Source organism: Phascolarctobacterium succinatutens (genome assembly GCF_023497905.1).
Classification (GTDB): domain Bacteria; phylum Bacillota; class Negativicutes; order Acidaminococcales; family Acidaminococcaceae; genus Phascolarctobacterium_A; species Phascolarctobacterium_A succinatutens.
This window is the reverse complement of the sequence record NZ_CP097284.1, coordinates 227370-252287: the sequence shown is the minus strand read 5'-3', so window position 1 is coordinate 252287 and position 24918 is coordinate 227370. Positions and strand designations below refer to the sequence as shown.

Below are 24918 nucleotides of genomic sequence, written 5' to 3'. Positions count from 1 at the left end.
AAGAGTTATTCTTCGTGGCCGGCAAAAGCCAGAGCATAAGAGCCCAAAGCCAAGATAGTAAAGATAAAGGCCTGTACAAAGCCGATGAACAGGGAGAACATTACCCACAGTTCAGGGACAACCCACGGAGCCAGCTGATACAAAACGATCAGCAGGATTTCGCCTGCCAGGATGTTACCAAAGAGACGAAGGGCCATAGTCAGCGGTTTAGTCACTGCATCCAAAAGGTGCAACGGCAGGAAAGCCGGACTGGGGCTGACAAAATGTTTGAAATGGCCGATACCTTGTTGCATAACGCCAACAAGATATGCACTGAAAGCTACTAACAAGGACAAACCAAAGCAGGTATTGATATCGTTAGTAGGAGAAGTCCAGTGAACACCGACCTGAGGAAGCATGCCAATTTCATTGGATACAAGGATAAACATAAAGAGAGTAATAATGAAAGGTGCCATATATTTGCGGCCTTTCACACCACCAAGATTGTCTTCCATTAAACCATTCAGAAAATCGACAAAGAACTCCATGACATTCTGCAATCCGGAAGGTACTAACTTCGGATTTCTGGAAGCAGCAAAAAACAAAACAAATACGATAGCCATTGCAATCCAGGTCATATACATAGTTTGCATATTAACCTCACCCAAAAAGGTGTTGGTTGCAAGATAATGGATTATCTCTTTGGATTGTTCAGCCTCTTGCGCCATAGCAGCAGCTTCATTTCCCATCTTTCACACTCCTTTCTTCACGTTCCTCTTCTTTTTGGAGTTGGCACGCGATAAATATTAAATTTAAAATATAGAATATATGTGTAAGAAGAAAGCCCACGGCCACATAAAACACATGGTATTTCATCTTCAACATCGCAACAAAAAGGCTGCCTGCCGCAAAAATCCGGTAGTAGCGATAACGCTTTAAAAGCTTCACGCCGCGCTCAGGATCATCTTTAAATACCAGAGCCTTACGCGCACCGCTGCACATAATAACCATGTCCAGCGCACCCACGACCATGCCGCGGAACAACCCGGTAGAGATTTCATCAAGACCTGCAAGCCTTGTTATAACCGCCAAAACCAGTACACACAGCGCAGTACGTATAATCACAGGCGTACCGCCCTGTCTGACCAATGGCGTTAAGTCAAAATTATTTTTCATCCTGCTTTTTCTTTTTTCCGGCATCATTTCTTGAATAGATGCTTCTTTGAATAAGATTATAGTAGGTCATAATCAGTGATATTACTGCCAGAGCAATGCAGATACCCCGCATTGTATGGTCACCGGTTTCCAGATGACGGTCGAGCCAGTCACCGCCAAAATAAGCCAGCATAAAATCAATCACAGCCATAAAAGCCAGCGAAGAAACTGTAGCCAGAGCTTCCAACATTCTGATATGTTCCTGATCGGGCTTATATTGTTGCATGATTCCACACCCTAGCATAAATTCACAAATTAATCATATTTACTCTTTTAATTTTAATATTTTTCACAGTGTTTGTCTACGCTTTAGACGCGAATTCCGGCAAAATTTCTACATCAAAGCCATTTTTTCTTAAAATCGCATGAATAATGCGTTCACAGGCCTTGCCGTCGCCGTAAGGATTAGCAGCCTCCGCCATAGAGCGATAATGCTCGGCATCATCTAAAAGCAGATTTGTTTCGCGCAGCACATCATCATAAGCTGTGCCTACGAGCTTAACCGTACCGGCTTCAACAGCCTCCGGACGCTCAGTGGTATCACGCAGAACCAGAACCGGCTTGCCTAAGGCAGGAGCCTCCTCCTGAATTCCGCCGCTGTCTGTGAGCACGATATCAACCTTAGCCATCAGATTGGCAAACGGTTCATATTCCATAGGCTCAATCAGATGCACTCTGTCTAAATGTCCCAGCTCCTCGCGCACGATTTCACGCACCTTGGGGTTTTTGTGTACCGGGAAGATTGCTTCCACATCGGGATGCGCTTCCAGCACGCTCTTCAAAGCGCGGTAAACATGACGCATAGGCTCGCCCAGGTTTTCACGGCGGTGGGTAGTCATCAGAATCAGACGATGACCGCTGGCAAATACCTTATTGAACTCCTCGTCCTCAAAGCGGTAGCCTTCCTTCACCGTAGTCTGCAGAGCATCGATAACAGTGTTGCCTGTTACCAGAATCTGCTCGGGGCAGATGTTTTCCTTCAGCAGGTTAGCCTTGCTGGTAGAGGTAGGCGCAAAATGCATATCGGCAATCGCACCGGTCAGCTTGCGGTTCATTTCCTCCGGGTAAGGAGAATATTTATTACCAGTACGCAGGCCTGCTTCCACATGGCCTACAGGAATCTGCGCATAAAAGGCAGCCAGAGCACCGGCAAAGGTAGTCGAGGTGTCACCATGCACCAGCACCATATCGGGCTTTGCTTCCTCCATAACGGATTTCAGGCCCATCAGCGCGCGGGTAGTAACATCATACAGGGTTTGACCTGCCGACATAATGTTCAAATCATAATCAGGCGTAATGCCAAACAAATCCAGTACCTGATCAAGCATCTCGCGATGCTGTGCGGTAACTGCCACAATCGGCTGAATATATTTGGGATATTTACGCATTGCCAGCACCAGCGGGCACATTTTGATAGCCTCCGGACGAGTGCCGAAAACTGTCATTAACTTTATCTTCTCCACGGTTCTTCCTCCCCCTTATCTGTCGTTCAGAATACCGATTTTCTTAGCACCAACGGCAACTGCCGTAATAATAACCGCTATAATAAGTGCGGCGTAAAAGCCGTCAAACTCTGCCCACAGCACAGCTGCGATACCGAGCACGGCTGTAATAGCATACATCAGCAGAACTGCCTGCTTCTGGTTCATGCCCATCGCCAACAGGCGGTGATGCAAGTGTCCCTTATCGGGCTGGAAAATTGGACGGCCGTTGCTGTAGCGGCGCATAATCGCAAAGGCTGTATCCATAATCGGCAGGCCCAGTGCAATCGCCGGTACAATCAGCGCTACGGTAGCAGCAGTCTTGACTGCGCCATAAACCGAAATAGCTGCCAGCATATAGCCGATGAACATACTGCCTGTATCGCCCATGAAAATAGTAGCGGGATTAAAATTATAGCGGATAAAACCGATAATGCCGCCGGCCAGAGCCGCAGTCATTACAGCTATATGGTAATAACCCATCTGAACCGCAACCAGAATGACTGTCATCGAAGCGATAGCGGATACGCCTGCTGCCAGGCCGTCCAGACCGTCAATCAGGTTGACAACGTTCGTAAAGCTGATAACCCAGAAAATTGTCAGCGGTATAGAAATAAACCATTCGTTAAGATAAAAATAGCCGCCGAAGGGATTGTTCAGCCATTCGATACGGATATCAAAGGCCACAAGTACGCAGGCAGCAAAAATCTGCCCCAGCAGCTTGACCTTTGCCGGCAGCTGATATTTGTCATCCAGTACGCCTACGATGGCAATCACGCTGCCGCCAAGCAGAATGCCGACAATATCCTTCGTCAGCTCCAAGCTTGCCACTGCGGCAATCATAAAGGCAATATAAATAGCCAAACCGCCAAGACGCGGCATAATCTTCTTATGCACCTTGCGGTTATCGGGCTTGTCAATCGCGCCGATTTTAAAGGCTAATGTTTTAATATAAGGGGTCAATATATAGCTTACCAAAGCGGCAAGCAGAAAGGGAAAACCGTAAGCACTTAACATTTATTTCTTTCTCCACCGAAACCTGATTCCTTGCACACGAAAAACACTAAACTATTCGTTCCTTATATAGTATAACATTTTTGACACTTGCGTCAATTACTTTTATTACAAAAATGCTGTAATAAACCTTTTTTTCCGCAAAATTATACCAAATTATTCCCATTTATTATAGCATAATATCATCAAGGGAATATATCCTTTTGGCATAACTTATATGTTGTTTGGGTTCTCCGGATGTTGCCTTTTAAAAATTCTTACGGATTTATCTCATATCGCAGACTTTTTACAGATGATTTTTCCGAAATAATCACCGTTAAGGCTTTTTTAACTTCACTTTGCTCCTGTCTGCTGTAAATCTGCTCTAAAAAAAGTCAAGTAAACTCCTCTATCGTAACAAAGCGAAAATTTATGTTAAATTTATAGTTTTTTTGTCCATTTTCTGCTAAAATTAAATTTAAGAAAGGGAGGGATGAGAATGCTGTCCAAGAGCTCATTTTTCACAACAATTCTGCTGCTTCTGCCTGCTATGGCAAGCGCACAGACAGCAGATGATGATCTGCAGCTGGAGCTGCGTTATTATGCACCTAAACTGAAATTTACATCTCACGGAATTGTGCCTGCTGCTTACAGTAATTTCCGCGATACGCTCAACATTAAAAACGGTAATGCACCCGAATACAGGCTAAGCGGCAAAAACTGGTATGTAGATTACATCGCTATCCACGAAAAAGGCTATGCTTCGCACCACATACCGGCACCAGGCAGCCTGATTCCGGCGGACAGCCGCACCAAGCTGAATCTGGACTATGCTTCCTTTAACTATCTTTCTCCCATCAAAACAACTGAAAACGGCACCGCCTACTGGCTCGCAGGCCTGCGCTGTTACCGCTTCGATACTGCGTTGCAGTTCAGCAGTCCCGTACTTAATAAAAAGTGTGCTAAGCAGCTGAACCAGTTCGCCCCTGCCTTCGGCATCGGCGGCAAGCATTACCTTGATGAGGCACACCGGCTGCAGCTTTACAGCGAGCTTTCCGGCTTGCCCTTAGGCGGCCGCGGGCACACCTACGACCTTGATATCGGCGTAAAATACAGTCCTTGTAAAAACCTCAGCGCCAACGCCGGCTACCGTGTTCTGGATTTGAAAATCAAAAACGATGACGGCACCGGTCTGTACAAACTTTCCGGTTGGTACGGCGGCCTGAGCTACAGCTTTTAACATTTTATTATTAAAACCAAAGAGGAGGTTCCGGCATGAAAACAATCACCGCTTTACTTATGGCAACACTTATTATGTGTCCCTGCAGCAGCATCATGGCTAAAAATCCTGCTGCCTCTGTAACCGACAAAGCGCAAAAGGCATCAATTTCTACCATTAAAGATTTGGATAACGGGCGTTTGTACGTAATGGATTATACGGCAGACTATAAGCTGGACAAAATGCTGCAGCAGAATATCAACAGCGTTGACACCATGCTGGCCTTCGTCGGCAGGGAGCTTCTCGGCGCAGCCAAACCGGCTCCGGGCGCCATTGACGCCGGCTGCAGTGCCTTCGCCGGACGCACGGAAGAAGGCAAGCCTATCTACGGACGCAATTTTGACTATAAAATGAAAATGACTGCCGTAATGGTACGTACTGCTCCTAAGGACGGATATCGCTCTATCGGTATGGCGGATGCAGGCTGGGTAGGCTACGATATCGGCAGCCTCAGCGACGGCAAGAGTGATTTATCGGCAGCAGTAGCAATGCCATACCTGATTATGGACGGTATGAACGAAAAGGGCCTTGCTGTCAGCGTGCTGAAGCTGGACGGCAAGCCTACGCACCAACGCACCGGCAAGCCTCAGATTACAACAACAGCTGCTCTGCGCCTGATGCTTGATAAGGCAGCCAATGTAGACGAAGCTTTAGCATTATTGGAAAAATATGATATGAATTCATCTATGGAAACTGCCAACTTCCATTTTCTGCTCAGCGATGCAGACGGAAAAAACGTTGTTTTGGAATATACTATTGGTGATATGACTGTTATCGATACCAATTATGTTGCCAACCATTATCTGGCACCCAAAATGCATGGATTGGGACACGCCTATGACCGCTTTGCTGTACTGGATTCTGCTGTAAAGTTTAAAAAGAGCATCTTTACGCCCTTTGAAGCTATGTCCCTGCTTTCCCTTGTCAGCCAGCCGGAAACCGAAGAAGCAACCAGCATGACGCAATGGTCCGTAGTATATAATCTGCATGACCTGACAGCGCAGGTTGCCATCCGCAGAAATTATGATAAGCTGTTCAACTTTACGCTGGCAGATTTAAGCGGCAAGGCTAAAATCTAAATTATAACCATATACCTTACGCAAAAAGAAGCTGACAGGCACCGATGTGCCGCAGCTTCTTTTTTGTATGACCTCTTTCAGCAGTCCCAGCCAGCCTGCTGCTTCTCCTGCTCATCCATCTGCAGGCGCACCCGCTGCGCCGTACTGCGCACAGCGACAGCGTGTCCCTCCAAAGCTGCGAAGGGTGCAAACTGCGCTGCCCGCTCTGCCAGCGGCATCTGCCGGTGCCGCTTTGATACATGATGCGGCAAATTGATAATATCCTCATAACTATCGTTCATGCCTTGTGACCTCCTATCTGTTCGTTGCGCTCCTTTGCTGTTGCCCCGTCAAGCAGGCTCATGCCCTTCAAAACGGAATTCTTGCCAAAGCGCCGCTTAATCTCCAGCTGTGCCTGCTGCAATCTGTTTTCGCGCTGCCATGCAGCCTGCTGCACTGCCTCATTCCCAAAGTTAAACAAGCTCAGCTCCTGTTCCTGCTTCTTGGCAGCAGCCTGCGCCGGAAGCACATGATTCGCCGCCAAGGTCAGCCTCCGCACCAAAAGATTGCTGTCCGTAATGCGCTCGTACAAATCCGCTGCCGCCTGCACCAGCAATTTAGATGATGAAGAAAAACACCCAAGATTAAAGCTGCCATGCGCATGCTGCGGCACCCTGCGCCCGTAACAGTCAATCTTCACCACACCCTGGTAGCTGCTGCCCTGCTTCAGATTGTCGATATCATAGCCCACCGTAAGCACTATCTGGTCGGTCACCAGCGCCTTGCTCACCAGCTCCAGCGCCAACGCATCTGCCATCTCACGCAGCACCAAAAGTGCCTCCGCCGATTCATACGCACGATGCAGCACCTGCCCCGAGCTCAGGCTGCAGACCTGCGGCCGGTATCCCTTCACATCGGCAATCGTACAAGGCTCCCAGCCCCAGGCGTGGTCAATCAAAAGCTCCGCATTTTTTCCGAAAAGACGGTACAGCAGCTCTTCATTATATACCGAGCAGCGCGCTATATCTCCCATAGTATATATGCCCCGCGCCTCCAGCTTGCTCGCGTAGCCACGGCCGACGCGCCAGAAATCCGTCAGCGGCCGATGCTGCCACAGCTCACGCCGGTAGCTCTGCTCGTCCAGCTCCGCAATCCGCACGCCGTTGGCATCCGCCGCAATATGCTTCGCCCGCACATCCATCGCCACCTTCGCCAAAAACAAATTAGTGCCGATGCCTGCAGTAGCGGTAATACCTGTTTCGCGCAAAACATCCAAAATAATCCGCATCGCCAGCTCCCGCGCCGACAATCCGTAAAGCTCAAAATATTGCGTTACATCCATAAACACCTCGTCCACAGAATAGACGATGATATCCTCCGGCGCCACATAACGCAGATAAATTTCGTAAATTCGCGTGCTGTATTCCATATAATAGGCCATACGCGGCGGCGCAATAATAAAATCCAGTGCCAGCTGCGGCTCGCTCTGCAGCTGCGCATAAGAGCACGACGAACCGCAAAGCTGCCTGCCGGGAGCAGCAAAACGCCGTGCGGCATTTATCTGCTGCACACGCTGCTTCACCTCAAACAAGCGCCCGCGCCCCGGAATACCATAGCTTTTCAGCGAAGGCGTCACCGCCAGACAAATAGTTTTATCCGTCCGCCGTTCATCTGCCACTACCAGATTAGTATCCAGAGGATCAAATCCTCGCTCGCGACATTCTACCGACGCATAAAACGATTTTAAATCTATAGAAATATATGTACGCTGCAACTTTTTCTTCTCCTTTACTATCTGTTTTGTTTCTATTATAGCACTTTCAAACGTACATGTCTGTAATATTATAAAAATATTTTCGTATTTATAGTAAAAGAAAATCCCCTGCCGGCGAACAGGCAGGGGAAGAAAGTATAATCTTATTCATGCTTCTCCGGAAATTTAGGTCTGGGGAAGTTAGGACCGGACGGCTTAAGCGTAAAGCCACGGCCGAAGACATCGTTAACATCACTGATAATCATAAAAGCACTGGGGTCAATCTCGCGCACAATGGAGCGTACCTTCGCCAGCTGTGTCAGCTTGATGACTACAAAAACCAGCTCGCGGTGACGATGCGTAAAGCAGCCCTCGCCGCTGATATAGGTAACACCGCGGCCGACGATTTTAATAATCGCTTCCGCAATTTCCTCGTGATGCTCGCTGATGATAATAACCTTCTTTTTATAATCAAAGCCTGTCGTAAACGCATTACAGGTTTTGGTCATCACAAAAAAGGTAAGCAATGTGTACAACACCGGCTCAATACCGAATAAGGAAACACTGGCCAGCAGCAGGCAGATGTTGAAGGCAAAACCAGTTGTACTGATAGAGATAGAATAATTTTTCTGGATAATAGCGCCGATAATATCCGTACCGCCGCTGGAGCCGCCCACGCGGTACATGCACGCGGCACCGATGCCGTAAAGCACACCGCCGGCAATGCAGGCCAGCAGCTTCTCATGCACTACAGTATAGTTTGACAGAAAATGAAAGAAATCCAAAGATACAGAAAAAGCAATAATACCATACAGCGCGCTGATAGTATATTCACGGTCCATATACTTATAGGCTAAAAAGAACAGTGGCACATTGCAGATTAAGCTGGTAGCGCCCATCGGCAGGCCGGCAACATAATAGGCAAGTACGGCAACGCCGCCGATGCCGCCGCTGAGCATCTTATTAGGCATATAAAAGGTATTCATGGCAATACCCATAATCGCACAGGCCAAGGTCACCATAGCATAATGGTAAATTTTTTTCTTCAAAGCGGGATTCATAAAATTCTCCTTTGCAAGCAAAATATTCTGAATATGTTTTTTATGTATATATTGTAACACTTTAACGCAGAAAGGCAACTACTAAATATTTTTCTCGCCAAAATCCCGAACGTTCGAAAAAAATTCTTGCTATGCAGGCATAAGCAGTATAAAATAATACTGTATACAACATTAGGCAGGTGAACTTATAATGAAGCAAATAAAAGAAACGGCATATGCCAAAATAAATCTGGGACTTGATATTCTCGGCAAGCGTGATGACGGCTACCACGAGGTAAGTATGATTATGCAAAGCGTCGGCCTGAGCGACGAGGTTGTTATCAGCAAGGGTAACGGCATTCAGATCAGCTGCAATCTGCACAACCTCAGTTGCGGTCCTGACAACCTGGCCTACAGAGCAGCCGCATTGCTCGCAGGTCACTGCGATATTATTCCGAACGTTCACATCGCCTTGAACAAAAAAATTTTTCTAGCGGCAGGACTGGCAGGTGGCAGCAGTGATGCGGCAGCAGTTTTGCGCGGTCTGAACCGTTACTGGGAGCTTAACCTGGAAAATTATGAGTTGGAACAGCTCGCTGCGCAGTTGGGCAGCGATATCCCATTCTGCATCGAAGGCGGCACCATGCTGGCAACAGGTCGCGGCGAAGTCCTCATCAAGCTGGAGGACATGCCCGAAACCTGGCTGGTACTGGCCAAGCCCCGCGGACTGGAGGTTTCCACCGCCTGGGTTTACAAGAACTTTAACCACGGCCGTGTAGTACATGCACCCTGCATCTGGCAGCTGGAAGCATATCTGCGCGAAGGCGGCAAAGCCATCGTTCCCTATATGGGCAATGTTTTAGAAACAGTTACAATCCCGGCACACCCCGTTATAGCCTCTATTAAGGCTGCTATGCTGGGAGCAGGCGCCTACTATTCTCTTATGAGCGGCAGCGGCCCGACCGTCTTCGGCCTTACTGCTGACAAAGAAACTGCCAAGCGCGTACAGCAGGCACTGACAGATTTTGATGTAGAAACAGCAATTACGACAACTATCGGAAGGAGAAACTAATATGTCCGGACATTTGCAGCCTATAAAACTAGACAGCTACAAGCCTCTGCGTGAGCTTGTCTGTGAAAATATCCGTCAAGCTATTATTGACGGCACCTTCAGCCCCGGCGAACGCCTCATGGAAATCCAGCTGGCTGACGAAATGGGCGTAAGCCGTACGCCCGTGCGCGAAGCAATCCGTAAGCTGGAGCTGGAAGGCTTTGTAGTTATGATTCCCCGTCGCGGTACCTATGTTGCCGATATTTCCATTAAAGATATCACCGAAATTTACGAAATCCGTATCAGCCTTGATATTCTGGCTGCCGGTCTGGCTGCCGAGCGTATTACGGATGAGGAGCTTGAACAGCTTAACGGTTATCTTATCGAAATTGGCCAGCATATCGCCAACAATGATATGGATAAAATCGTCGAAGTAGATACTGCCTTCCATGATATGTTATACACTGCCAGCCGCAACGAGCGTCTGCGCAGCATCATCAATAACCTGCGCGAGCAGATGACTACTATCCGCGGCCGTTCTATGAGCTACCCGGGACGTTTAGTGGAAACCATGGACGAACATCGCAATCTGGTAGAAGCAATTGCCGCACATGATGTAGAACGTGCGCAATACGCAGCCCGTATCCACTTGGAAAACGCCGAGCACACCCTTATGCGTTCCCTCAGCGAGCATCTGCCGCAGAAGAAGGCGTAAGCATGACAACTGCTAATATAGATGCTTTTATTGTAGCAGGCGGCCTCAGTCCCTGGCTGAAGTCCTATGCCGGCACCGAACACCGCTGCCTGGCACCGCTTGGCGATAAGCGCCTCATAGACTATATCATTGCAGCCCTGCAGGGAAGCGGACGCATCCGCCGTATTGTCGTAGCTGCCCGCCCCGAAGCCTTGGCGCTTTTAGAGGGTACGTTACCGGCCGACGTTCTGCTGTGTGAAGCCGCAGGCGACCTGCCGGCTACAGCCGTCGCTGCCTCCGAAGCCTTAGGTCCTGATGCCAGCGAAAAGCTGCTAGGAGTATGCGACGACATTCCGCTGCTGACCTCCCTTGCAGTACGCGACTTTCTTGCAGCCTGCAATGCCTTCCCCGAAAGCCAGCTTTATTATCCCATCATCCCCAAGGATGCCTGCCTGAGTGCTTATCCCGATGCAAAGCGTACCTACGGCAAGTTGCGCGACGGCATCTTTACCGGCGGCAATATGATGCTGATGGCCAAAGAGATTATTCCCGGCGGCCAGCAAAAAGCACGCGAAATCTTTGCCCGCCGCAAATCACCGCTTAAGCTGTGCAACTGGCTCGGATGGGGCTTCTTGATAAAGCTCCTGTGCCATCGTCTGACAGTGGCCGATGCGGAAACACGCACCTCCGCACTTCTGGAAATGCGCTGCAAAGCCATCATCACCCGTCATGCCTGTATCGGCATGGATATAGATAAACCAAGTGATTTAGAACTTGCAAGGAGGACGCTTACATATGGTAAAAGCCAAAAGAATTGAACGCGTAGCAGCGTTAAGTAAACTTTTAGCCGATCATCCATATCGGCTGTTTTCATTTTCATATTTCTGCAAAAAATTTGCTATCGCCAAATCCACCCTCAGCGAGGATGTTTTAGCCGTAAAATCCGGACTGGAGCTTTACGGCCTCGGCAAGGTAGAAACCGTTTCCGGCGCTGCCGGCGGTGTACGCTTTATCCCCGGCCATCTGCCGGAGGACGACGCAGCCTTCTTGGAAGAGCTTGCTGCCCGCCTCACCTCCCCGGACCGCATCCTGCCCGGCGGTATGCTTTATACTACCGATATTCTTTGCCATCCGGAAACCGTAGTGCGTCTGGGTGAAATCTTCATGCTCCGTCTGCAGGAGCTGGCACCGGACTGCATCATGACGGTTGAAACAAGCGGTATTCCGCTGGCTATGCAAACTGCGCGTGCATTTAACGTGCCTCTTGTCATCGCCCGTCACACCAGTGATATTACCGAAGGCAGCACCGTCAACATCAATTACGTCAGCGGCTCCACCAAGGTTATCCAAAACATGGCCATGCCCAAGCGCGCATTGCAGCCCGGCAGCCGTGTGCTGATTGTGGATGATGTTATGAAGGGCGGTGGCACCGCCAAAGGCATGATTGCTTTGGCTCACGAAGTCGGCGCTCAGGTTGTAGGCAAAGCCTTTTTAATCGCCACCGCTGCACCGGACCGCAAGCTGGTAGAAGATTACACTGCCTTCTTCACCCTGCATAACGTAGACGAAGAACAGCAGAAAGTAACATTGGAAGTAAATAAATAATATAGAATACATAAGGCTGGCTAGAAGGTATTTTTAGATGATGCCTTATGGGCAGACCGAATTTTTATCAACTATAAACTACGTCAGGCTGTTTGGAAGGTATCAGATGCTAAACGACGGTGACGACGGCGTACTACTTGTACGTCTAGGAAACGTTGTGACGCAGATGATGCCTTATAGGCAGTCAGGAAAGGAAGAACTCACATGTCAGAATTAGTAGCAATAATCCTCGCCGCAGGCAAAGGCACAAGAATGCGCAGCAAATACCCCAAAGTACTGCACAAGGTAGGCGGCAAGCCCATGTTGCAGCACGTAATTAACGCTGCAAGCGCTGCCGGCGCAGACAAAAAGGTTGTTATCGTCGGCCATGAGGCAGAACTGGTAGAAGCAATGGTAGGCAATCAGGGAACCATCGCCCTGCAGGCCCAGCAGCTTGGCACCGGCCACGCTGTAATGCAGACTGCCGATACCCTGAAGGACTTCCACGGCACTGCGCTCATCCTGTGCGGCGACACCCCGCTGCTGGACGGCGAAGAGCTGAAAAAATTCTGCGAAGCACATCAGGAAAGCGGCGCTGCTGCTACCGTACTTACGGCAATTATGGACGATCCGTTCGGCTACGGCCGCATTGTACGCGATGCTGACGGCAATGTACATGGCATCGTAGAGCAGAAGGATGCTACCGAAGAACAGAAAGCTATCAAGGAAATCAACACCGGTATTTACTGCATGGAATGCCCGCAAATGTTTGACGTGCTGGCTACCCTGACTAACGACAACGCGCAGGGCGAATATTACCTGACTGACGTACTGCAAAAGCTCAACGAAGCAGGTGCTAAGGTTGGCGGTATTTCCACTGCCGACAGCGATATGGTTATGGGTATCAACTCCCGCAAGCAGCTTTCCGTTGCTGAAGGCGTTATGCGCCAACGCATTTTGGATAAGCTGATGGATGCAGGCGTAACCATTATGGATCCTGCCAGCACCTTCATCGAAGCAAGCGTAAAAATCGGCCGCGATACCGTTATTTATCCCTACACCTGGCTGGAAGGTACAACTGAAATCGGCGAGGACTGCGAAATCGGTCCTAACGCCCGCTTCACTAATGTAAAAATCGGTGACGACAACCATCTGCAATTCATCTACGGCCATGACTGCGAGGTTAAAAACCACGTTACCGCCGGTCCGTACGTTCATCTGCGTCCCGACACCGTTATCAGCGACCACGTTAAAATCGGCAACTATGTAGAGGTTAAAAACTCTAACGTAGGCGAAGGCACCAAGCTGCCTCACCTCACCTACATCGGCGACAGCGATATCGGCAGCGGCGTTAACATGGGCTGCGGCTGCATCACAGTCAACTACGACGGCAAGAAGAAGCACCGCACCGTTATCGGTGACAACGCCTTCGTCGGCTGCAACACCAACCTTGTTGCACCTGTAACCGTACAGGCCAACACCTACATCGGTGCAGGCAGCACTATCACCAAGGAAGTACCCGAAAATGCTCTGGGCATTGCACGTGCCCGTCAGAAAAATATCGAAGGCTGGGCCGAAAAATACCGTAACGAGGGTAAATAAGCTTTTATAGTCACATATGTGTCAAAAAGTTTACAAAAAACTTGTGATTTACGTGTTTTTTGTGTATAATTAAATTTAAGTAAAGTTTTGCTCATCGCACCAGCAAACTACAACAAGGTAATTTTGGAGGGATTGGACATGTTGTCTGACGAGAATAAGTTAAGAATATTTACCGGTAATGCAAACCCTGATCTGGCACGCGAAATCGCTGCTTACCTCGGAACCACCGTTGGTGATTCTGTAGTTAACCGTTTCAACAACGGCGAAGTTCAGGTAATGATTAACGAAAGTGTACGTGGCAAGGATATCTTCATTGTACAACCGACCTGCGGCCCTATCGTTAACGATAACGTAATGGAGCTTTTGATTATGGCTGATGCCTTCAAACGCGCCAGCGCTAACCACATCACTGCTGTTATCCCCTACTATGGCTATGCACGCCAGGACCGCAAAGCACGCGGCCGTGAGCCTATCACTGCTAAGCTGATGGCAGACCTGCTGGAAACTGCAGGCATTACCCGTGTAGTAACCATCGACCTGCACGCTGCACAAATTCAAGGCTTCTTCAACATCCCCTTTGACCATATGCCCGGCGGCCCGCTGATGGCAGAATACATTAAATCCAAGAATCTGGAAGACATGGTTGTTATCTCTCCGGACCTTGGTGGCGTAAGCCGTGCCCGCAATTTCGCTGAAATGCTGAATGCACCGCTGGCTATCATCGACAAACGTCGTCCGGAACCCGGCGTTGCTGAGGTTATGAACCTGATTGGCGATGTTAAAGGCAAAACCTGCATCATGGTAGACGACATGGTTGATACCGCAGGCTCCCTGACCGAAGGCGCACGTGCCCTGAAGAAATTTGGTGCTAAAGAAGTATATGCATGCTGCACTCACCCGATCCTGACCGATCCGGCACTGTCCCGCATTGCTCAATCCGATATCACCGAGCTGGTTGTTACCAACACCATTCCTCTGGCTCCTTCCAAAAAGCACCCGAAAATTAAGGTGCTCTCCATTGCGCCGATTCTGGCAGAAACCATTCTGCGCATTTACAATGACTGGTCTGTAAGCCAATTATTCGATACCAAACACTAAGCGTAATATAAAAAGGCTTGCCTCTGGCAAGCCTTTTTGTTATGATTAAAGCCGGCAAAACTACCGGCTTTAATATTTGGAGTAACTATGCGTATCATTTATCTTCTTATTATCTGTTCCCTTGCCGGCGTACTGCTGCTGTGGCTGGGGATATACAAAAAAATCAGCAGAAAGACTGCCGCTATAAGCGCTGCTCTCAGTCTTACGCTTGCAGGCGCGCTGCTCTTGCTCGCCGTACTTCCCGGCAACAGCTTTTATGGCAAGGTTATAACACATGCGGAAAATACCCACGGGCGCAAGCTCATTGCCCTCACCTTTGATGACGGCCCTTATCCGCCCTATACCCAGAAGCTGCTCAAGCTTTTGGCTGCCAAAAACGTGCATGCCACCTTCTTTATGGTGGGCGAAAACGCTGCCAAGCATCCGGAAACAGTAAAGCTCGTCCAGGCACAAGGACACCTGATTGCTCTGCATGCAGGCTATCACAAAGATTTGCTTAAGCTCAGCAGCAGCGAAGCTGCCGCCAACATCGCCTATGGCAAGCAAACGCTGCAAAGCATCACCGGTACTGCACCGCAGTATATGCGTCCGCCGCACGGCTTCAAGGACTGGAGCACTGTCAAGGCTATCAATGATGCAGGTATGCAGATAGTAAACTGGAGCATCATTCCCCGCGACTGGACAAACCCAGGCGTGCAGGTAATCGCCGACAGAGTCTGCGAGAACGCATCCCCCGGTGCTATTGTCCTGCTGCATGACGGCGACAGTCCCAAAAATCTGGCACCGCGTGACCAGACGATTGAGGCAGTCGGCCTCATCATCGACCGTCTGCGTGCAGAGGGATATGAATTTGTCACCATCGAAGAACTTAATAAATAAAAAGGAGCAACAATATGAAACTAATTGTCGGCCTTGGCAATATCGGCCGCGAATACGAAAATACCCGTCACAACATCGGCTTTATGGTAGTTGACGAGCTGGCACGCCGTCTTGGTGTAAGCTTCGGTAAGGAGGACCGCAGTGCCTATATGGCAGAATACCGCGCTCCCGAAAAAATCATCATCATCAAGCCAACCACCTACATGAATCTCAGCGGTGTTGCTGTTGGTGCCTACGCCAACTTCTATCACATCGATCCGGATGATATCGCTGTTATCCAGGATGATATGGATATGCCCGTAGGTCAGCTGCGCATCCGTCGCAAGGGCAGCGCCGGCGGCCACAACGGCATCAAATCCATTACCGAGCATTTGGGCACCGATGCTTACCCGCGCTTTAAAATCGGCATCGGCCATCCGGCACGCAATAATAAGGCAGTTGTCAACCATGTACTGCATGCCTTCCAGGGCGAGGACAAAACCGCTATCGAAGCAGCAGTAGCAGAAATGGCCACAGCGCTGGAGGAATGGATTAAATCCGGCGATATCGAAGAGGTTATGCAGGCGCACAACAAGAAAAAGGCTAAGGCTGAAAAACCTGCAGCCGAATAAACAATATAAAAGAACTAGCAAGAGCAGTCATAGCTCCGGCTAGTTCTTTTTTTGGTTATGCAATATATTCAACAAAATTACGGCTTATTGAAGGCCGGTGTCAGCATCGGTTCAACAGCACCTGTATCAGGAGTAAGGTCTGCTGTTCCCCTGAGCACGATTTTGTCTGCCAGAACAAAGCCGTTCAGCTGACAGCCTGCACCTATCGTCACCGTTCCCTTCGCCAGCAGCAGCGCCTGTGCCATTTTGGTACCGTCACCCAGCGTAATATCGCCCTCTTCACTAATAAGCACTATGCGGTCCGTGTAATATGAACCCGGTGCGGTATTTATCGACAGCTTATTGGCTATCAATGTTGCACCCTGCAGGCCTTTGCTGCCAAGAATCAGCGAAGTATTACTCCTCAGATAATAAAAGCGGGCGCTGAGGCCGTTTTCCTCCGTAGTCCTTTTGTTCAGCGAAGCAGCGCATTTATTCTGCAGAAAGCTAATCTGCGGCAGCCTTACTTCTTCTGTGCTTGTATATAACGCTGCCTGCTGCAGATATTCTCCTCCTGTCAGCGAACGTCCCGCAAGAACGCTCTTAGATGCCAGCTTCCGCATCTCCGGACTGAAGCTCACCCTAAGCCTGTGCAGCCGCTGTACTGCGCCAACATGATTAGCGGCTACGGCAGACACCTTCAGGTAATCTATCTGCCCATCCGAGCTGTAACTGCTTTCGCTTGTCACTTTTACCGGTTCGTTGCCCGGCTGCAGCTCGCCCTCATAGCAAAGCTGCGTACCCGCAGGCTGCGGTTTTTGACCTATAGCCTGCAATACGGAGCCGCACAACAGCCGCAGCTGCTGCCCCCGTAAAAAATCCTTTTCCGCCTCATAGCCCTTTACTGCATAAAGCAGGCAAAGCTGGGCGCTGAGTGCCAGCAAGAGCGCTGCCAGCAGGCACGGAAGCGATATACTGCCCTTTGCGCTATGCATCATCTGTTATCCTCGCACTATAACAAATAAAATACTGCGTCACCCGCATGCTTCTGCCGTTACGGTAAAGATCGAAGCTTACGCACAGCATTTGCGGCGAGCAGCGTCGCACCTGCCATCCGAAAACGCCTACCTCCTCCAGCGACACCGGATTCACACCAGTGCCTTTATTGGTACGCGTCCTCTGGTATATGCTCTGCTTATCGCTGTAAACAGTCACCTGTTTACACCCCTCAAGCATCCTGCAACTTATTTTGCCGTCAGTCTGCAGACGCACGCTCTGTGCATCATAGCAGACTATCTTTTCTAACTGCGTCAAAATATGCCGTCTGGCTTCCTGCAGCTGCAGCTCATCCTGCAGGCGGCCAAAGCTGCGACCGGCAGTGCCTGTTGCTTTAAAGACCAACGTCACCAGCACTACTGCCAGCAAAAGTCCCAGCAGCAGCTCCAGAAGCAGATAGCCCCTCTGCCGTCGGCAGCGCACGGATAAGCGTAACCCTGACCTTGCCATAAGCAGCCTGCACCTCCTGTACCGCCAAACATTCTGTGCTGCCTGAGCTAATTCTTTGCGTCACGTCAAAGCGGCCGCTATATTCTTCGCCCGCCAGCACCTGCTGTGCGGCCTGCACCGCCTGCTGCAGTTCAAGGCTTTCATTCAGCAGATAATTGCTGCGGTAAAAGCCCTGTATCGCTGTCGCCAGCAGCACTGCCGTAAGGCAGAAGCACACCAGCTCCTGTACCAGGCAAAAGCCTCTGCTATTTTTCATAAACAGTCACCCTGCCTGTAACCGGCTGCACCGTCAGCCGGCAGTACATATCAGGCAGCTGTCTATGCTCCAGCCTGTAACCGCCAATGGCTGTCGGATTGCCGTTTTCATTATAGCTGAGATTCTTAATCGCTTTTTCGCACGTCAGGCTGATGTCAGCATCGAGCCTTACACGCTTCCAGATTTTATGCGCGCGCTCAATTCTGTAGCTATGCTTATCCTTATCGCTGACTTTAAGCGTGTACATATAATTTTCCGGCTGAAACAGCGTCTGCTGCTGCATCTGTCTGATATCCGCCGCCAAAAGATATGCTGTATAGCGCAGCTGCTGCCTGTAATACTGCCGCTGCAGCGTCTTGCTTCCGGGATACAGCATTACTGCCGCAAGTCCCAGGCACCCAAGTGCCAGCAGCAGCTCCAACAGCAGATAGCCTGCTGTCTTATTATTCACCGGCGTTAGCTTTACTGCCCGGTGAGGTTACTGCCGCACCCTTGCTGTTTTTGCCGCTGAGGGTATAGGTGCCGTCGGTTGTATTTGGTGTATAGGTAAGTGCCTCGCCCTTGGCATCCTTGAATTCCAGCTTACCGCCCAGATATTCGCTGTCCAGTGTAGTAAGCTCTGCCGGCACAGTGCCTGCATCCATCTTATACAGCTGAATTGCCTGGTCGATAGTCACCAGATCGTTTTGCAGACGGGCATTCTTCACTCTGTCGTTAGCACCCGAAAGCGAAGGCAGCAGCATGGTAGCCATAATGCCAATCAGCGCCGCCGCTGCTACTACCTCGATTAAAGTAAAGCCTCCCTGTTTACGCATTGTTTTTAACATAATCGTACCTCCTGAATTTACTCCGGCATTGCCGAAAGCATCTCAAATAGCGGACCGATAACTATGCAGACGATTCCCGCTATGATAATCGCTGCCACTAAAAGCAGCAAGGGCACCATCAGCTCCTGCAGCCTGCCAAGCTGCTGCTGCAGACGCTGCTCACCGGCCGTTACTGCTTCCTGCAGCATTTGCGGCAGATAGCCTGTAGATGCGCCCACGCATACAAGCTCCAGCATCAGCGGCGAAAAAAGCTCTTTTGCGCCGCCTGCAGCCTGTTCAATCGCAATGCCTCGCTTTAGCCTGCTATTCAGCAGGCGCAGCTGCCCGGCATACTGCTCATCATCCATGGTATCCGTCACAATCGCCACCGCTCTTGTTATGCCTACACCGCTTTCCAAAAGCAAGGCCAGCAATCTGCAAAAGCGTACTTCTAATAAAAGGCCATGAAAATTTCCGCTTAACCGGCTGCGTAAAAAACAGCGCAGCAGCCTGCGTCCCAGCAAAAAAAGTGCAGCTGCTACGCCTGCCGTCAACGCCAGCGCTGCCAACGGCTGCTGCAGCAAAGCATCCTTCAGCGTCAGCAGCAAAGCCAATGTACCCATCGGCAGCACGCCCATAGCGCTGTAGGTATCCGCCAGTACCGGCAGGATGTACAGTAAAAACAGCAGCAGCACGCAAAACGATGCCAGCAGCAAAAATGCCGGATAAGTTACAGCCCTCTGCACAAAACGCCGCAGCTTAAGCTGGCGGCTGTAATAATCTGCCAGCTGCTCCAGCAACGTGGCCAGCTCACCGCTTTCTTCCCCCACAGCCACCAAAGTAACTGCCAGCTGAGTACAGCAATCCGCTTCCGCTGCCAAGGCCTGTGCCAGGCTGCTGCCACGGCGCAGCCTTTGCTGCAGACGATAGCAGAGCAGCATCTGCTTAGCGCTGCCATGCTTTTGCAATAGCTGCAGCGCATTCAGTAACGGCAGGCCGCTGCGCAGGATTACCGCCAGCTGCCTGTAGAAGCTGATCTGCTCCGCCAGGCTCACGCCTCCTCTAAGCTTAATTTTCATCACCTCCACATGGCCGATTATAGACTATTTGTGAATTTTCTGTCTAATTTTATTTGTCACATATGTGAAATCTGTGTGACATGAAAATCTTTTTTACCGCAAGCAAAAGAAAAAACTCTGAAAGCCTCATATTACAAGACTTACAGAGTTTTTCTTAACTGATTAATTTTCTGAAAATTCTAAATTGCAATAAGAAGTTGCACACTTTTTGAAAATTAAGATGCATAGATCTTATCCAACTCAAAGTCAAACAGTTCATCTGGAGTTTTATATCCCAGAATCTTCCTTGGAAGTGAATTACACCAATCAGCGATAAACATAATATCTTCGTAGCTATAATTGTCCATCCTCTTTCCTTTTCGGATGAATCTTCTGAGCAAACCATTATGGCGCTCATTACTGCCTCTTTCCCAAGAACTGTAAGGATGTGCGAAGTATATTTTTATAGAAGTGTCATTCTCTATTTGCGAGAGTTCTGCAAACTCGCTTCCATTATCGCTAGTAATTGTCTTAAACACCTGACTGAATTTAGTACCATAGTATTCCTTTAGGTAAGCAATGCCTTCGTTAACAGCAAAGGATGTTTTACTAGTTATTTTCAGTGCGATATACTTGCGTGTTATACGTTCCACAAGAGTCAACACCACGTTGTCACTCTTGCTTTTACTTCCTATAACAGTATCTATTTCCCAATGACCGAATTCATTGCGTTCATCCACATTAGAATCCCTCTCGTCTATGCTGCGACCCATATGCTTCAGATTTTTCTTTATGCTGCGGGTTGTTCTACGTCTTCTTACCTTTAATGGAAGGTCAATGTTGCGCAATCTAAGCAGCATGGAATCTACATAGTTATAGAGAGTCTTTACGCACACAATTTCTTTGAGAGGAAATAGATGATTGTCTAGGGCATAGCCATGGCAGGCATCCAAAGACCAGTGTTCTTGCAATACTTTTCGAACAGTCCAAGTAACAAAATTACTTGTAAGAAATCTTTTAGACTTGCAAATACTGTTGCTATGGCTAGCAATATAGGCACGTTGAGCACGAGCAGCTCCATATCTACCGGTATGAGGATGAGCACCACGCTTGAGTTCATTCCTGATAGTATTTGGAGCACAGTTAAAATACTTTGCCAGCTGACGAAGAGAATACTGTTTAGAGCTGTCAGACAGAATTCCTTGTAATTCCCTGCGGTCTCCTAAAGAAAAATGTTTACCTTTTTGATGATTTGTGATATCTTTGGTGTAGTCCATTGTGATTACTCCTTAGTTAGTTTTTGTGTAGCAACTTAATCTTAACACAAAGGTATCACAATGGACTACTTTTTATTCAATTTTTCAGGTGTGCAATTTCATTATACAATGAGCCATTTTCTGAAAATTATCTGTAATTATAACGTTCTAAGCAGTCTAAGCAACAATATTTTGCTCATGACCATGACGAAGCCAAACGCAAGCACTAATGCCGAAAAGAATCACGCCGGCTACTACAAAAAGACTTTGCAACGGCGCAAATGTAGCAATAGCTCCGCCAAGTACAGGACCTACCATGGAACCGAACTGCTGCGCACTGAACATAAAGCCAAAAACGCGTCCGCGCTGGTCGGTAGTTGTATTGCTGGCCAACACCGCACTCAGCGAAGGCTGAATACCGGCACAGCACAAGCCATAGCAAAAATTACAGACACAGAACAAAAGCAGTGTCTGCGGCATTGCCGTCACCGCACTCATCAAGCCGGAAAGCAGCGTAGCAGCGCACAACGCTTTATAAAAGCCGTGCTCCTGTCCGAAGCGTCCCCAGCTCGGCGCAGTAATAGCACTGGCAATGCCTACGAGCGAGAAGGCCACGCCGGAAAGAAACATAATGTTGCCCTCACCATGGTTCAGCTCTGCGATATAAAGGCTCAAAATCGGCTGAATCAGCAGGATAACCATCTGAGCTACAGCAATGTAAATCAGCGTTTCACGAATTACAGGTTGCTGTAAAAGCTGTACCTGCGGCTTGGACGCAAGCTTTTTCGGCTCCGCCTTCGGCGGCTCGGGAATGTAGAACATAAATACCAGCGTAATAATTGTCAGTAACCCACCTGCAACAAAGAATGAGGCACGCATGCCAAACAGCGTTGCCAATGAACCGCCTACAAGCGGACCAATGACGTTGCCGCAGGTCAGTCCTGCCTGCATAATGCCCAAGCTCACGCCCAGCTTTTCCATCGGCACCAGGCTGGTAGCAATAGCCAGGCACGCACTCCACAAGCCGGCAGCAAAGCCCTGCAGCACACGCACACCGAACATCTGCTCCGGCGTAGTTACTATGCCGCCCAAAAAGTACGACAGAGCCAGGCCTGCACCCGCACGCACCGCCATCATCTTTTTGCCGTGCGTATCAGCCATTTTACCCCAGATAGGCGCCATGATACCGCCAATCAGAAAGGTTATGGAAAAAATCGCGCCGTTCCACATTTTTACATCATCGGCACTTACTCCCAGTTCGTTCATCAGATACATCGGCAAAAAGGGAATAAGCATAGTATAGCCTGCAGCCATCAGCACAACATTAACCGTAAGAATGGCTAAAACAATCTTCCAGTTTTTCATAAAATCCACCTCAAAATAAAACAAAATCATACAACAGTAATAGATTATTATAACGCTAAGGCCGTTTTTGTGCAAATAAAAAATCTGGGCTCATTGTATAATGAAATTGCACACCTGAAAAATTGAATAAAAAATAGTCCATTGTGATACCTTTGTGTTAAGATTAAGTTGCTACACAAAAACTAACTAAGGAGTAATCACAATGGACTACACCAAAGATATCACAAATCATCAAAAAGGTAAACACTTTTCTTTAGGAGACCGCAGGGAATTACAAGGAATTCTGTCTGACAGCTCTAAACAGTATTCTCTTCGTCAGCTGGCAAAGTATTTTAACTGTGCTCCAAATACTATCAGGAATGAACTCAAGCGTGGTGCTCATCCTCATACCGGTAGATATGGAGCTGCTCGTGCTCAACGTGCCTATATTGCTAGCCATAGCAACAGTATTTGCAAGTCTAAAAGATTTCTTACAAGTAATTTTGTTACTTGGACTGTTCGAAAAGTATTGCAAGAACACTGGTCTTTGGATGCCTGCCATGGCTATGCCCTAGACAATCATCTATTTCCTCTCAAAGAAATTGTGTGCGTAAAGACTCTCTATAACTATGTAGATTCCATGCTGCTTAGATTGCGCAACATTGACCTTCCATTAAAGGTAAGAAGACGTAGAACAACCCGCAGCATAAAGAAAAATCTGAAGCATATGGGTCGCAGCATAGACGAGAGGGATTCTAATGTGGATGAACGCAATGAATTCGGTCATTGGGAAATAGATACTGTTACTCAAACTTCGCAGGTAAAAATCCCCTGCACCCCTTGAAAGTCCAGGCTTTGTAAACAGAAAAATAGCATGAGTCTTGCCAGTTTGGTATAATTATGTTGGCTCAAAAACATACCAAGCACCGGAGGCTCATGCTATGAAAAGTATATCACAAACCACCCAGCAGATGGAATCCATCTCGAAGAAAACTTCGGCGTTCTTCCGTCGTTATCATGTCGGCCAGATTCTGCGCGCGGCCAACGCTTGCAAGCTCAAAGGATTTTCCTCCATTCTCGTTTTCCTCGTGCTCGTAAGCATCATCTTCGAGAACCGCTCGCTCTATATGCAGCGCCGACTTCACGAGGATTCGCTGCCGTTCGGCAAGGACACGGCTTACCGCTTCTTGAACTCCTGCCACACGAACTGGCGCAAGTTCACGCTGCTTCTTGCGGCGCGGATCATCAACGAAACCATCAAGCCGCTGACGGATGCCGGCCGGCGTTGTGCCATCGTCGTCGACGATTCGCTCTTCAGCCGCTCGCGTTCCAAGCGCGTGGAACTCTTGGCGAACGTCTACGACCATGTGAGCCGCCGCTATACGAAGGGCTTCCGCCTGCTCGTCCTCGGCTGGACGGACGGGAACACGTTCCTGCCACTCACGTTCTGCCTTCTTTCAACCTCGAAGGAAAAGAACCGGCTCAATGAGGCCAGCGCATCCGTCGATGCAAGAAGCAACGGCGGAAAGCAGCGCAAGCTCGCGCAGATGGAAGCGCCAGCCGTCGTCCTCAATTTGTTGCAGGAGGTCAAGGCGACAGGAATCCCCGCGCAGTACGTCCTCTTCGACACATGGTTCTGCTCGCCGTCGTCGCTGAAAGCCATCCATGACCTCGGCTATGACGTCACCGCTATGGCAAAGAAGAGCAAGAAGGTGCGCTACCCCTGCGAAGGGAAGATCTCGAACGTCAAGGCCATCTACAAGGAACACAAGAAACGCCGCGGACGCTCGCGTTACCTCCTGTCCGTCGATGCTGTCGCGACGAAACAGGGAGAATCCCTCGTGCCTGTGCGATTGGTCTTCGTGCGGAACCGCAACAAGCGGAAGGATTATCTCGTCCTCGTCACGACAGACCTCTCGCTTTCGGAGGAAGAAGTCATCCAGCTCTACGGGAAGCGCTGGGGCATCGAGGTGTTCTTCAAAGCGTGCAAGTCCTACCTGCGGCTCGGCAAGGATTGTCGTTCCGTCTCCTACGATGCGATGACGGCGCATGTCGCCGTCGTCTGCACACGATATATGCTCCTGGCTGTCGAGGAACGTGAGAACACGGATGGGCGAAGCCTCGGCGAGCTCTTCTATCTGGGGCTTGATGAGCTTCCGGACTTGAAGTACATGGAAGCGCTTCGCCTCGTGTTGCAGGAGTTTGCGGAGCAGCTTCGGGCAGAATATCCGTCAGAAGTCTTGCTGGTCGAATCGCTCTTGGAACGATTCCTGAACGATCTGCCCGCTCTTTGGATGAGTCGTCTGCGTGCACAGAAGTGTGCGTGAATGGCTTTCGACATTCAGTTCAAGCTGATTTATCAAGGCATACGGGATGTTTTCCGTGTGCGAAGTTTG

At 49.2% G+C, this 24918-nt stretch carries 27 protein-coding genes and 1 pseudogene; 12 read left to right on the top strand and 16 right to left on the bottom strand.

Features of this window, described 5'->3' with window-relative positions:
* Window positions 1–5: 5 nt before the first annotated feature.
* From atpB to M5E81_RS01220, 5 genes are all read right to left on the bottom strand, one after another.
* A complete protein-coding gene (gene atpB / locus M5E81_RS01240; RefSeq protein ID WP_009144953.1) occupies window positions 6–728 on the bottom strand; it encodes a F0F1 ATP synthase subunit A in 723 nt (240 codons plus the stop codon).
* Complete coding sequence (locus M5E81_RS01235) at window positions 718–1182, bottom strand: hypothetical protein (protein WP_249747675.1); 465 nt, start codon at window positions 1180–1182, stop codon at window positions 718–720. The genes atpB and M5E81_RS01235 overlap by 11 nt, the downstream gene beginning before the upstream one ends.
* Window positions 1145–1420 carry a hypothetical protein gene (locus M5E81_RS01230; RefSeq protein ID WP_148495312.1) on the bottom strand — a complete coding sequence of 92 codons (276 nt, stop codon included), beginning with the start codon at window positions 1418–1420 and terminating at the stop codon, window positions 1145–1147. The genes M5E81_RS01235 and M5E81_RS01230 overlap by 38 nt, the downstream gene beginning before the upstream one ends.
* Window positions 1421–1496: 76 nt before the next feature.
* Window positions 1497–2657: a non-hydrolyzing UDP-N-acetylglucosamine 2-epimerase gene (gene wecB / locus M5E81_RS01225; RefSeq protein ID WP_009144950.1), complete on the bottom strand. Its 1161-nt coding sequence runs from the start codon at window positions 2655–2657 to the stop codon at window positions 1497–1499.
* Window positions 2658–2672: 15 nt separating this feature from the next.
* Complete coding sequence (locus M5E81_RS01220; protein WP_009144949.1) at window positions 2673–3692, bottom strand: glycosyltransferase family 4 protein; 1020 nt, start codon at window positions 3690–3692, stop codon at window positions 2673–2675.
* A gap of 475 nt (window positions 3693–4167) precedes the next feature.
* Between M5E81_RS01220 and M5E81_RS01215 the strand changes: the two genes are divergently transcribed.
* Both M5E81_RS01215 and M5E81_RS01210 read left to right on the top strand, forming a co-directional pair.
* On the top strand, window positions 4168–4908 hold the full coding sequence (locus M5E81_RS01215; RefSeq protein ID WP_040564831.1) for a porin family protein: 741 nt from the start codon (window positions 4168–4170) through the stop codon (window positions 4906–4908).
* A 35-nt stretch (window positions 4909–4943) separates the two neighbouring features.
* Entirely contained in the window at window positions 4944–6026 is a 1083-nt protein-coding gene (locus M5E81_RS01210) for a carcinine hydrolase/isopenicillin-N N-acyltransferase family protein (RefSeq protein WP_249747674.1), read from the top strand.
* 77 nt (window positions 6027–6103) lie between these two features.
* Here the strand turns inward: M5E81_RS01210 and M5E81_RS01205 are convergent, their stop codons facing one another.
* From M5E81_RS01205 to M5E81_RS01195, 3 genes are all read right to left on the bottom strand, one after another.
* Window positions 6104–6307: a hypothetical protein gene (locus M5E81_RS01205; RefSeq protein WP_009144945.1), complete on the bottom strand. Its 204-nt coding sequence runs from the start codon at window positions 6305–6307 to the stop codon at window positions 6104–6106.
* Entirely contained in the window at window positions 6304–7779 is a 1476-nt protein-coding gene (locus M5E81_RS01200) for a Y-family DNA polymerase (RefSeq protein WP_249747673.1), read from the bottom strand. The genes M5E81_RS01205 and M5E81_RS01200 overlap by 4 nt, the downstream gene beginning before the upstream one ends.
* 143 nt (window positions 7780–7922) lie before the next feature.
* Window positions 7923–8819, bottom strand: coding sequence for a YitT family protein (locus M5E81_RS01195; RefSeq protein ID WP_249747672.1), 897 nt, complete (start codon window positions 8817–8819; stop codon window positions 7923–7925).
* A gap of 190 nt (window positions 8820–9009) precedes the next feature.
* Between M5E81_RS01195 and ispE the strand changes: the two genes are divergently transcribed.
* The 8 genes from ispE to pth all read left to right on the top strand — a co-directional run bounded on the left by ispE (window position 9010) and on the right by pth (window position 16317).
* The gene (gene ispE, locus M5E81_RS01190; RefSeq protein WP_249747671.1) at window positions 9010–9870 is read left to right on the top strand and encodes a 4-(cytidine 5'-diphospho)-2-C-methyl-D-erythritol kinase; all 861 of its coding nucleotides are present in this window, start codon (window positions 9010–9012) and stop codon (window positions 9868–9870) included.
* 1 nt (window position 9871) lies between these two features.
* Window positions 9872–10564 carry a GntR family transcriptional regulator gene (locus M5E81_RS01185; protein ID WP_009144941.1) on the top strand — a complete coding sequence of 231 codons (693 nt, stop codon included), beginning with the start codon at window positions 9872–9874 and terminating at the stop codon, window positions 10562–10564.
* A gap of 2 nt (window positions 10565–10566) precedes the next feature.
* Entirely contained in the window at window positions 10567–11361 is a 795-nt protein-coding gene (locus M5E81_RS01180) for an NTP transferase domain-containing protein (RefSeq protein WP_009144940.1), read from the top strand.
* Window positions 11339–12148 (top strand): pur operon repressor, encoded by an 810-nt coding sequence (gene purR, locus M5E81_RS01175; RefSeq protein ID WP_009144939.1) that lies wholly within the window; start codon window positions 11339–11341, stop codon window positions 12146–12148. The genes M5E81_RS01180 and purR overlap by 23 nt, the downstream gene beginning before the upstream one ends.
* A 204-nt stretch (window positions 12149–12352) precedes the next feature.
* A complete protein-coding gene (gene glmU / locus M5E81_RS01170) occupies window positions 12353–13729 on the top strand; it encodes a bifunctional UDP-N-acetylglucosamine diphosphorylase/glucosamine-1-phosphate N-acetyltransferase GlmU (protein WP_249747670.1) in 1377 nt (458 codons plus the stop codon).
* Window positions 13730–13867: 138 nt separating this feature from the next.
* The gene (locus M5E81_RS01165) at window positions 13868–14827 is read left to right on the top strand and encodes a ribose-phosphate diphosphokinase (RefSeq protein ID WP_021719247.1); all 960 of its coding nucleotides are present in this window, start codon (window positions 13868–13870) and stop codon (window positions 14825–14827) included.
* Window positions 14828–14914: 87 nt separating this feature from the next.
* The gene (locus M5E81_RS01160; protein ID WP_249747669.1) at window positions 14915–15706 is read left to right on the top strand and encodes a polysaccharide deacetylase family protein; all 792 of its coding nucleotides are present in this window, start codon (window positions 14915–14917) and stop codon (window positions 15704–15706) included.
* A gap of 14 nt (window positions 15707–15720) precedes the next feature.
* Window positions 15721–16317 (top strand): aminoacyl-tRNA hydrolase, encoded by a 597-nt coding sequence (gene pth, locus M5E81_RS01155; RefSeq protein ID WP_009144934.1) that lies wholly within the window; start codon window positions 15721–15723, stop codon window positions 16315–16317.
* A 77-nt stretch (window positions 16318–16394) separates the two neighbouring features.
* On the opposite strand, the gene M5E81_RS01150 is transcribed toward pth, so the two are convergent.
* From M5E81_RS01150 to M5E81_RS01115, 8 genes are all read right to left on the bottom strand, one after another.
* Complete coding sequence (locus tag M5E81_RS01150; RefSeq protein WP_249747668.1) at window positions 16395–17294, bottom strand: hypothetical protein; 900 nt, start codon at window positions 17292–17294, stop codon at window positions 16395–16397.
* A complete protein-coding gene (locus M5E81_RS01145) occupies window positions 17284–17802 on the bottom strand; it encodes a hypothetical protein (RefSeq protein ID WP_249747667.1) in 519 nt (172 codons plus the stop codon). Before M5E81_RS01145 ends, M5E81_RS01150 begins: the two co-directional genes overlap by 11 nt.
* The gene (locus M5E81_RS01140; RefSeq protein WP_009144931.1) at window positions 17687–18058 is read right to left on the bottom strand and encodes a hypothetical protein; all 372 of its coding nucleotides are present in this window, start codon (window positions 18056–18058) and stop codon (window positions 17687–17689) included. The genes M5E81_RS01145 and M5E81_RS01140 overlap by 116 nt, the downstream gene beginning before the upstream one ends.
* Window positions 18048–18509, bottom strand: a complete 462-nt coding sequence (locus M5E81_RS01135; protein ID WP_009144930.1) for a hypothetical protein — start codon at window positions 18507–18509, stop codon at window positions 18048–18050. The genes M5E81_RS01140 and M5E81_RS01135 overlap by 11 nt, the downstream gene beginning before the upstream one ends.
* Window positions 18502–18885 carry a type II secretion system protein gene (locus M5E81_RS01130; protein WP_009144929.1) on the bottom strand — a complete coding sequence of 128 codons (384 nt, stop codon included), beginning with the start codon at window positions 18883–18885 and terminating at the stop codon, window positions 18502–18504. Before M5E81_RS01130 ends, M5E81_RS01135 begins: the two co-directional genes overlap by 8 nt.
* Before the next feature lie 17 nt (window positions 18886–18902).
* Entirely contained in the window at window positions 18903–19943 is a 1041-nt protein-coding gene (locus M5E81_RS01125) for a type II secretion system F family protein (RefSeq protein ID WP_249747666.1), read from the bottom strand.
* Between the two features lie 215 nt (window positions 19944–20158).
* Window positions 20159–21199 (bottom strand): IS30 family transposase, encoded by a 1041-nt coding sequence (locus tag M5E81_RS01120; RefSeq protein WP_249746999.1) that lies wholly within the window; start codon window positions 21197–21199, stop codon window positions 20159–20161.
* 156 nt (window positions 21200–21355) lie between these two features.
* Window positions 21356–22543: an MFS transporter gene (locus tag M5E81_RS01115; protein WP_040564858.1), complete on the bottom strand. Its 1188-nt coding sequence runs from the start codon at window positions 22541–22543 to the stop codon at window positions 21356–21358.
* Between the two features lie 202 nt (window positions 22544–22745).
* On the opposite strand from M5E81_RS01115, the pseudogene M5E81_RS01110 reads away from it, so the two are divergent.
* A pseudogene (locus M5E81_RS01110) lies at window positions 22746–23327 on the top strand (IS30 family transposase); the annotation flags it as partial.
* Between the two features lie 136 nt (window positions 23328–23463).
* Window positions 23464–24849: an IS4 family transposase gene (locus tag M5E81_RS01105; RefSeq protein WP_249747014.1), complete on the top strand. Its 1386-nt coding sequence runs from the start codon at window positions 23464–23466 to the stop codon at window positions 24847–24849.
* Window positions 24850–24918 lie beyond the last annotated feature (69 nt).

Excerpts from the sequence above, each read along its gene's own strand:
- atpB (WP_009144953.1), bottom strand. The coding sequence starts at position 728 with ATGGGAAATGAAGCTGCTGCTATGGCGCAAGAGGCTGAACAATCCAAA.
- M5E81_RS01235 (WP_249747675.1), bottom strand. The coding sequence starts at position 1,182 with ATGATGCCGGAAAAAAGAAAAAGCAGGATGAAAAATAATTTTGACTTA.
- M5E81_RS01230 (WP_148495312.1), bottom strand. The coding sequence starts at position 1,420 with ATGCAACAATATAAGCCCGATCAGGAACATATCAGAATGTTGGAAGCT.
- M5E81_RS01220 (WP_009144949.1), bottom strand. The coding sequence starts at position 3,692 with ATGTTAAGTGCTTACGGTTTTCCCTTTCTGCTTGCCGCTTTGGTAAGC.
- M5E81_RS01215 (WP_040564831.1), top strand. The coding sequence starts at position 4,168 with ATGCTGTCCAAGAGCTCATTTTTCACAACAATTCTGCTGCTTCTGCCT.
- M5E81_RS01210 (WP_249747674.1), top strand. The coding sequence starts at position 4,944 with ATGAAAACAATCACCGCTTTACTTATGGCAACACTTATTATGTGTCCC.
- M5E81_RS01205 (WP_009144945.1), bottom strand. The coding sequence starts at position 6,307 with ATGAACGATAGTTATGAGGATATTATCAATTTGCCGCATCATGTATCA.
- M5E81_RS01195 (WP_249747672.1), bottom strand. The coding sequence starts at position 8,819 with ATGAATCCCGCTTTGAAGAAAAAAATTTACCATTATGCTATGGTGACC.
- ispE (WP_249747671.1), top strand. The coding sequence starts at position 9,010 with ATGAAGCAAATAAAAGAAACGGCATATGCCAAAATAAATCTGGGACTT.
- M5E81_RS01185 (WP_009144941.1), top strand. The coding sequence starts at position 9,872 with ATGTCCGGACATTTGCAGCCTATAAAACTAGACAGCTACAAGCCTCTG.
- M5E81_RS01180 (WP_009144940.1), top strand. The coding sequence starts at position 10,567 with ATGACAACTGCTAATATAGATGCTTTTATTGTAGCAGGCGGCCTCAGT.
- purR (WP_009144939.1), top strand. The coding sequence starts at position 11,339 with ATGGTAAAAGCCAAAAGAATTGAACGCGTAGCAGCGTTAAGTAAACTT.
- glmU (WP_249747670.1), top strand. The coding sequence starts at position 12,353 with ATGTCAGAATTAGTAGCAATAATCCTCGCCGCAGGCAAAGGCACAAGA.
- M5E81_RS01165 (WP_021719247.1), top strand. The coding sequence starts at position 13,868 with ATGTTGTCTGACGAGAATAAGTTAAGAATATTTACCGGTAATGCAAAC.
- M5E81_RS01160 (WP_249747669.1), top strand. The coding sequence starts at position 14,915 with ATGCGTATCATTTATCTTCTTATTATCTGTTCCCTTGCCGGCGTACTG.
- pth (WP_009144934.1), top strand. The coding sequence starts at position 15,721 with ATGAAACTAATTGTCGGCCTTGGCAATATCGGCCGCGAATACGAAAAT.
- M5E81_RS01150 (WP_249747668.1), bottom strand. The coding sequence starts at position 17,294 with ATGATGCATAGCGCAAAGGGCAGTATATCGCTTCCGTGCCTGCTGGCA.
- M5E81_RS01145 (WP_249747667.1), bottom strand. The coding sequence starts at position 17,802 with ATGGCAAGGTCAGGGTTACGCTTATCCGTGCGCTGCCGACGGCAGAGG.
- M5E81_RS01140 (WP_009144931.1), bottom strand. The coding sequence starts at position 18,058 with ATGAAAAATAGCAGAGGCTTTTGCCTGGTACAGGAGCTGGTGTGCTTC.
- M5E81_RS01130 (WP_009144929.1), bottom strand. The coding sequence starts at position 18,885 with ATGTTAAAAACAATGCGTAAACAGGGAGGCTTTACTTTAATCGAGGTA.
- M5E81_RS01125 (WP_249747666.1), bottom strand. The coding sequence starts at position 19,943 with ATGAAAATTAAGCTTAGAGGAGGCGTGAGCCTGGCGGAGCAGATCAGC.
- M5E81_RS01120 (WP_249746999.1), bottom strand. The coding sequence starts at position 21,199 with ATGGACTACACCAAAGATATCACAAATCATCAAAAAGGTAAACATTTT.
- M5E81_RS01115 (WP_040564858.1), bottom strand. The coding sequence starts at position 22,543 with ATGAAAAACTGGAAGATTGTTTTAGCCATTCTTACGGTTAATGTTGTG.
- M5E81_RS01105 (WP_249747014.1), top strand. The coding sequence starts at position 23,464 with ATGAAAAGTATATCACAAACCACCCAGCAGATGGAATCCATCTCGAAG.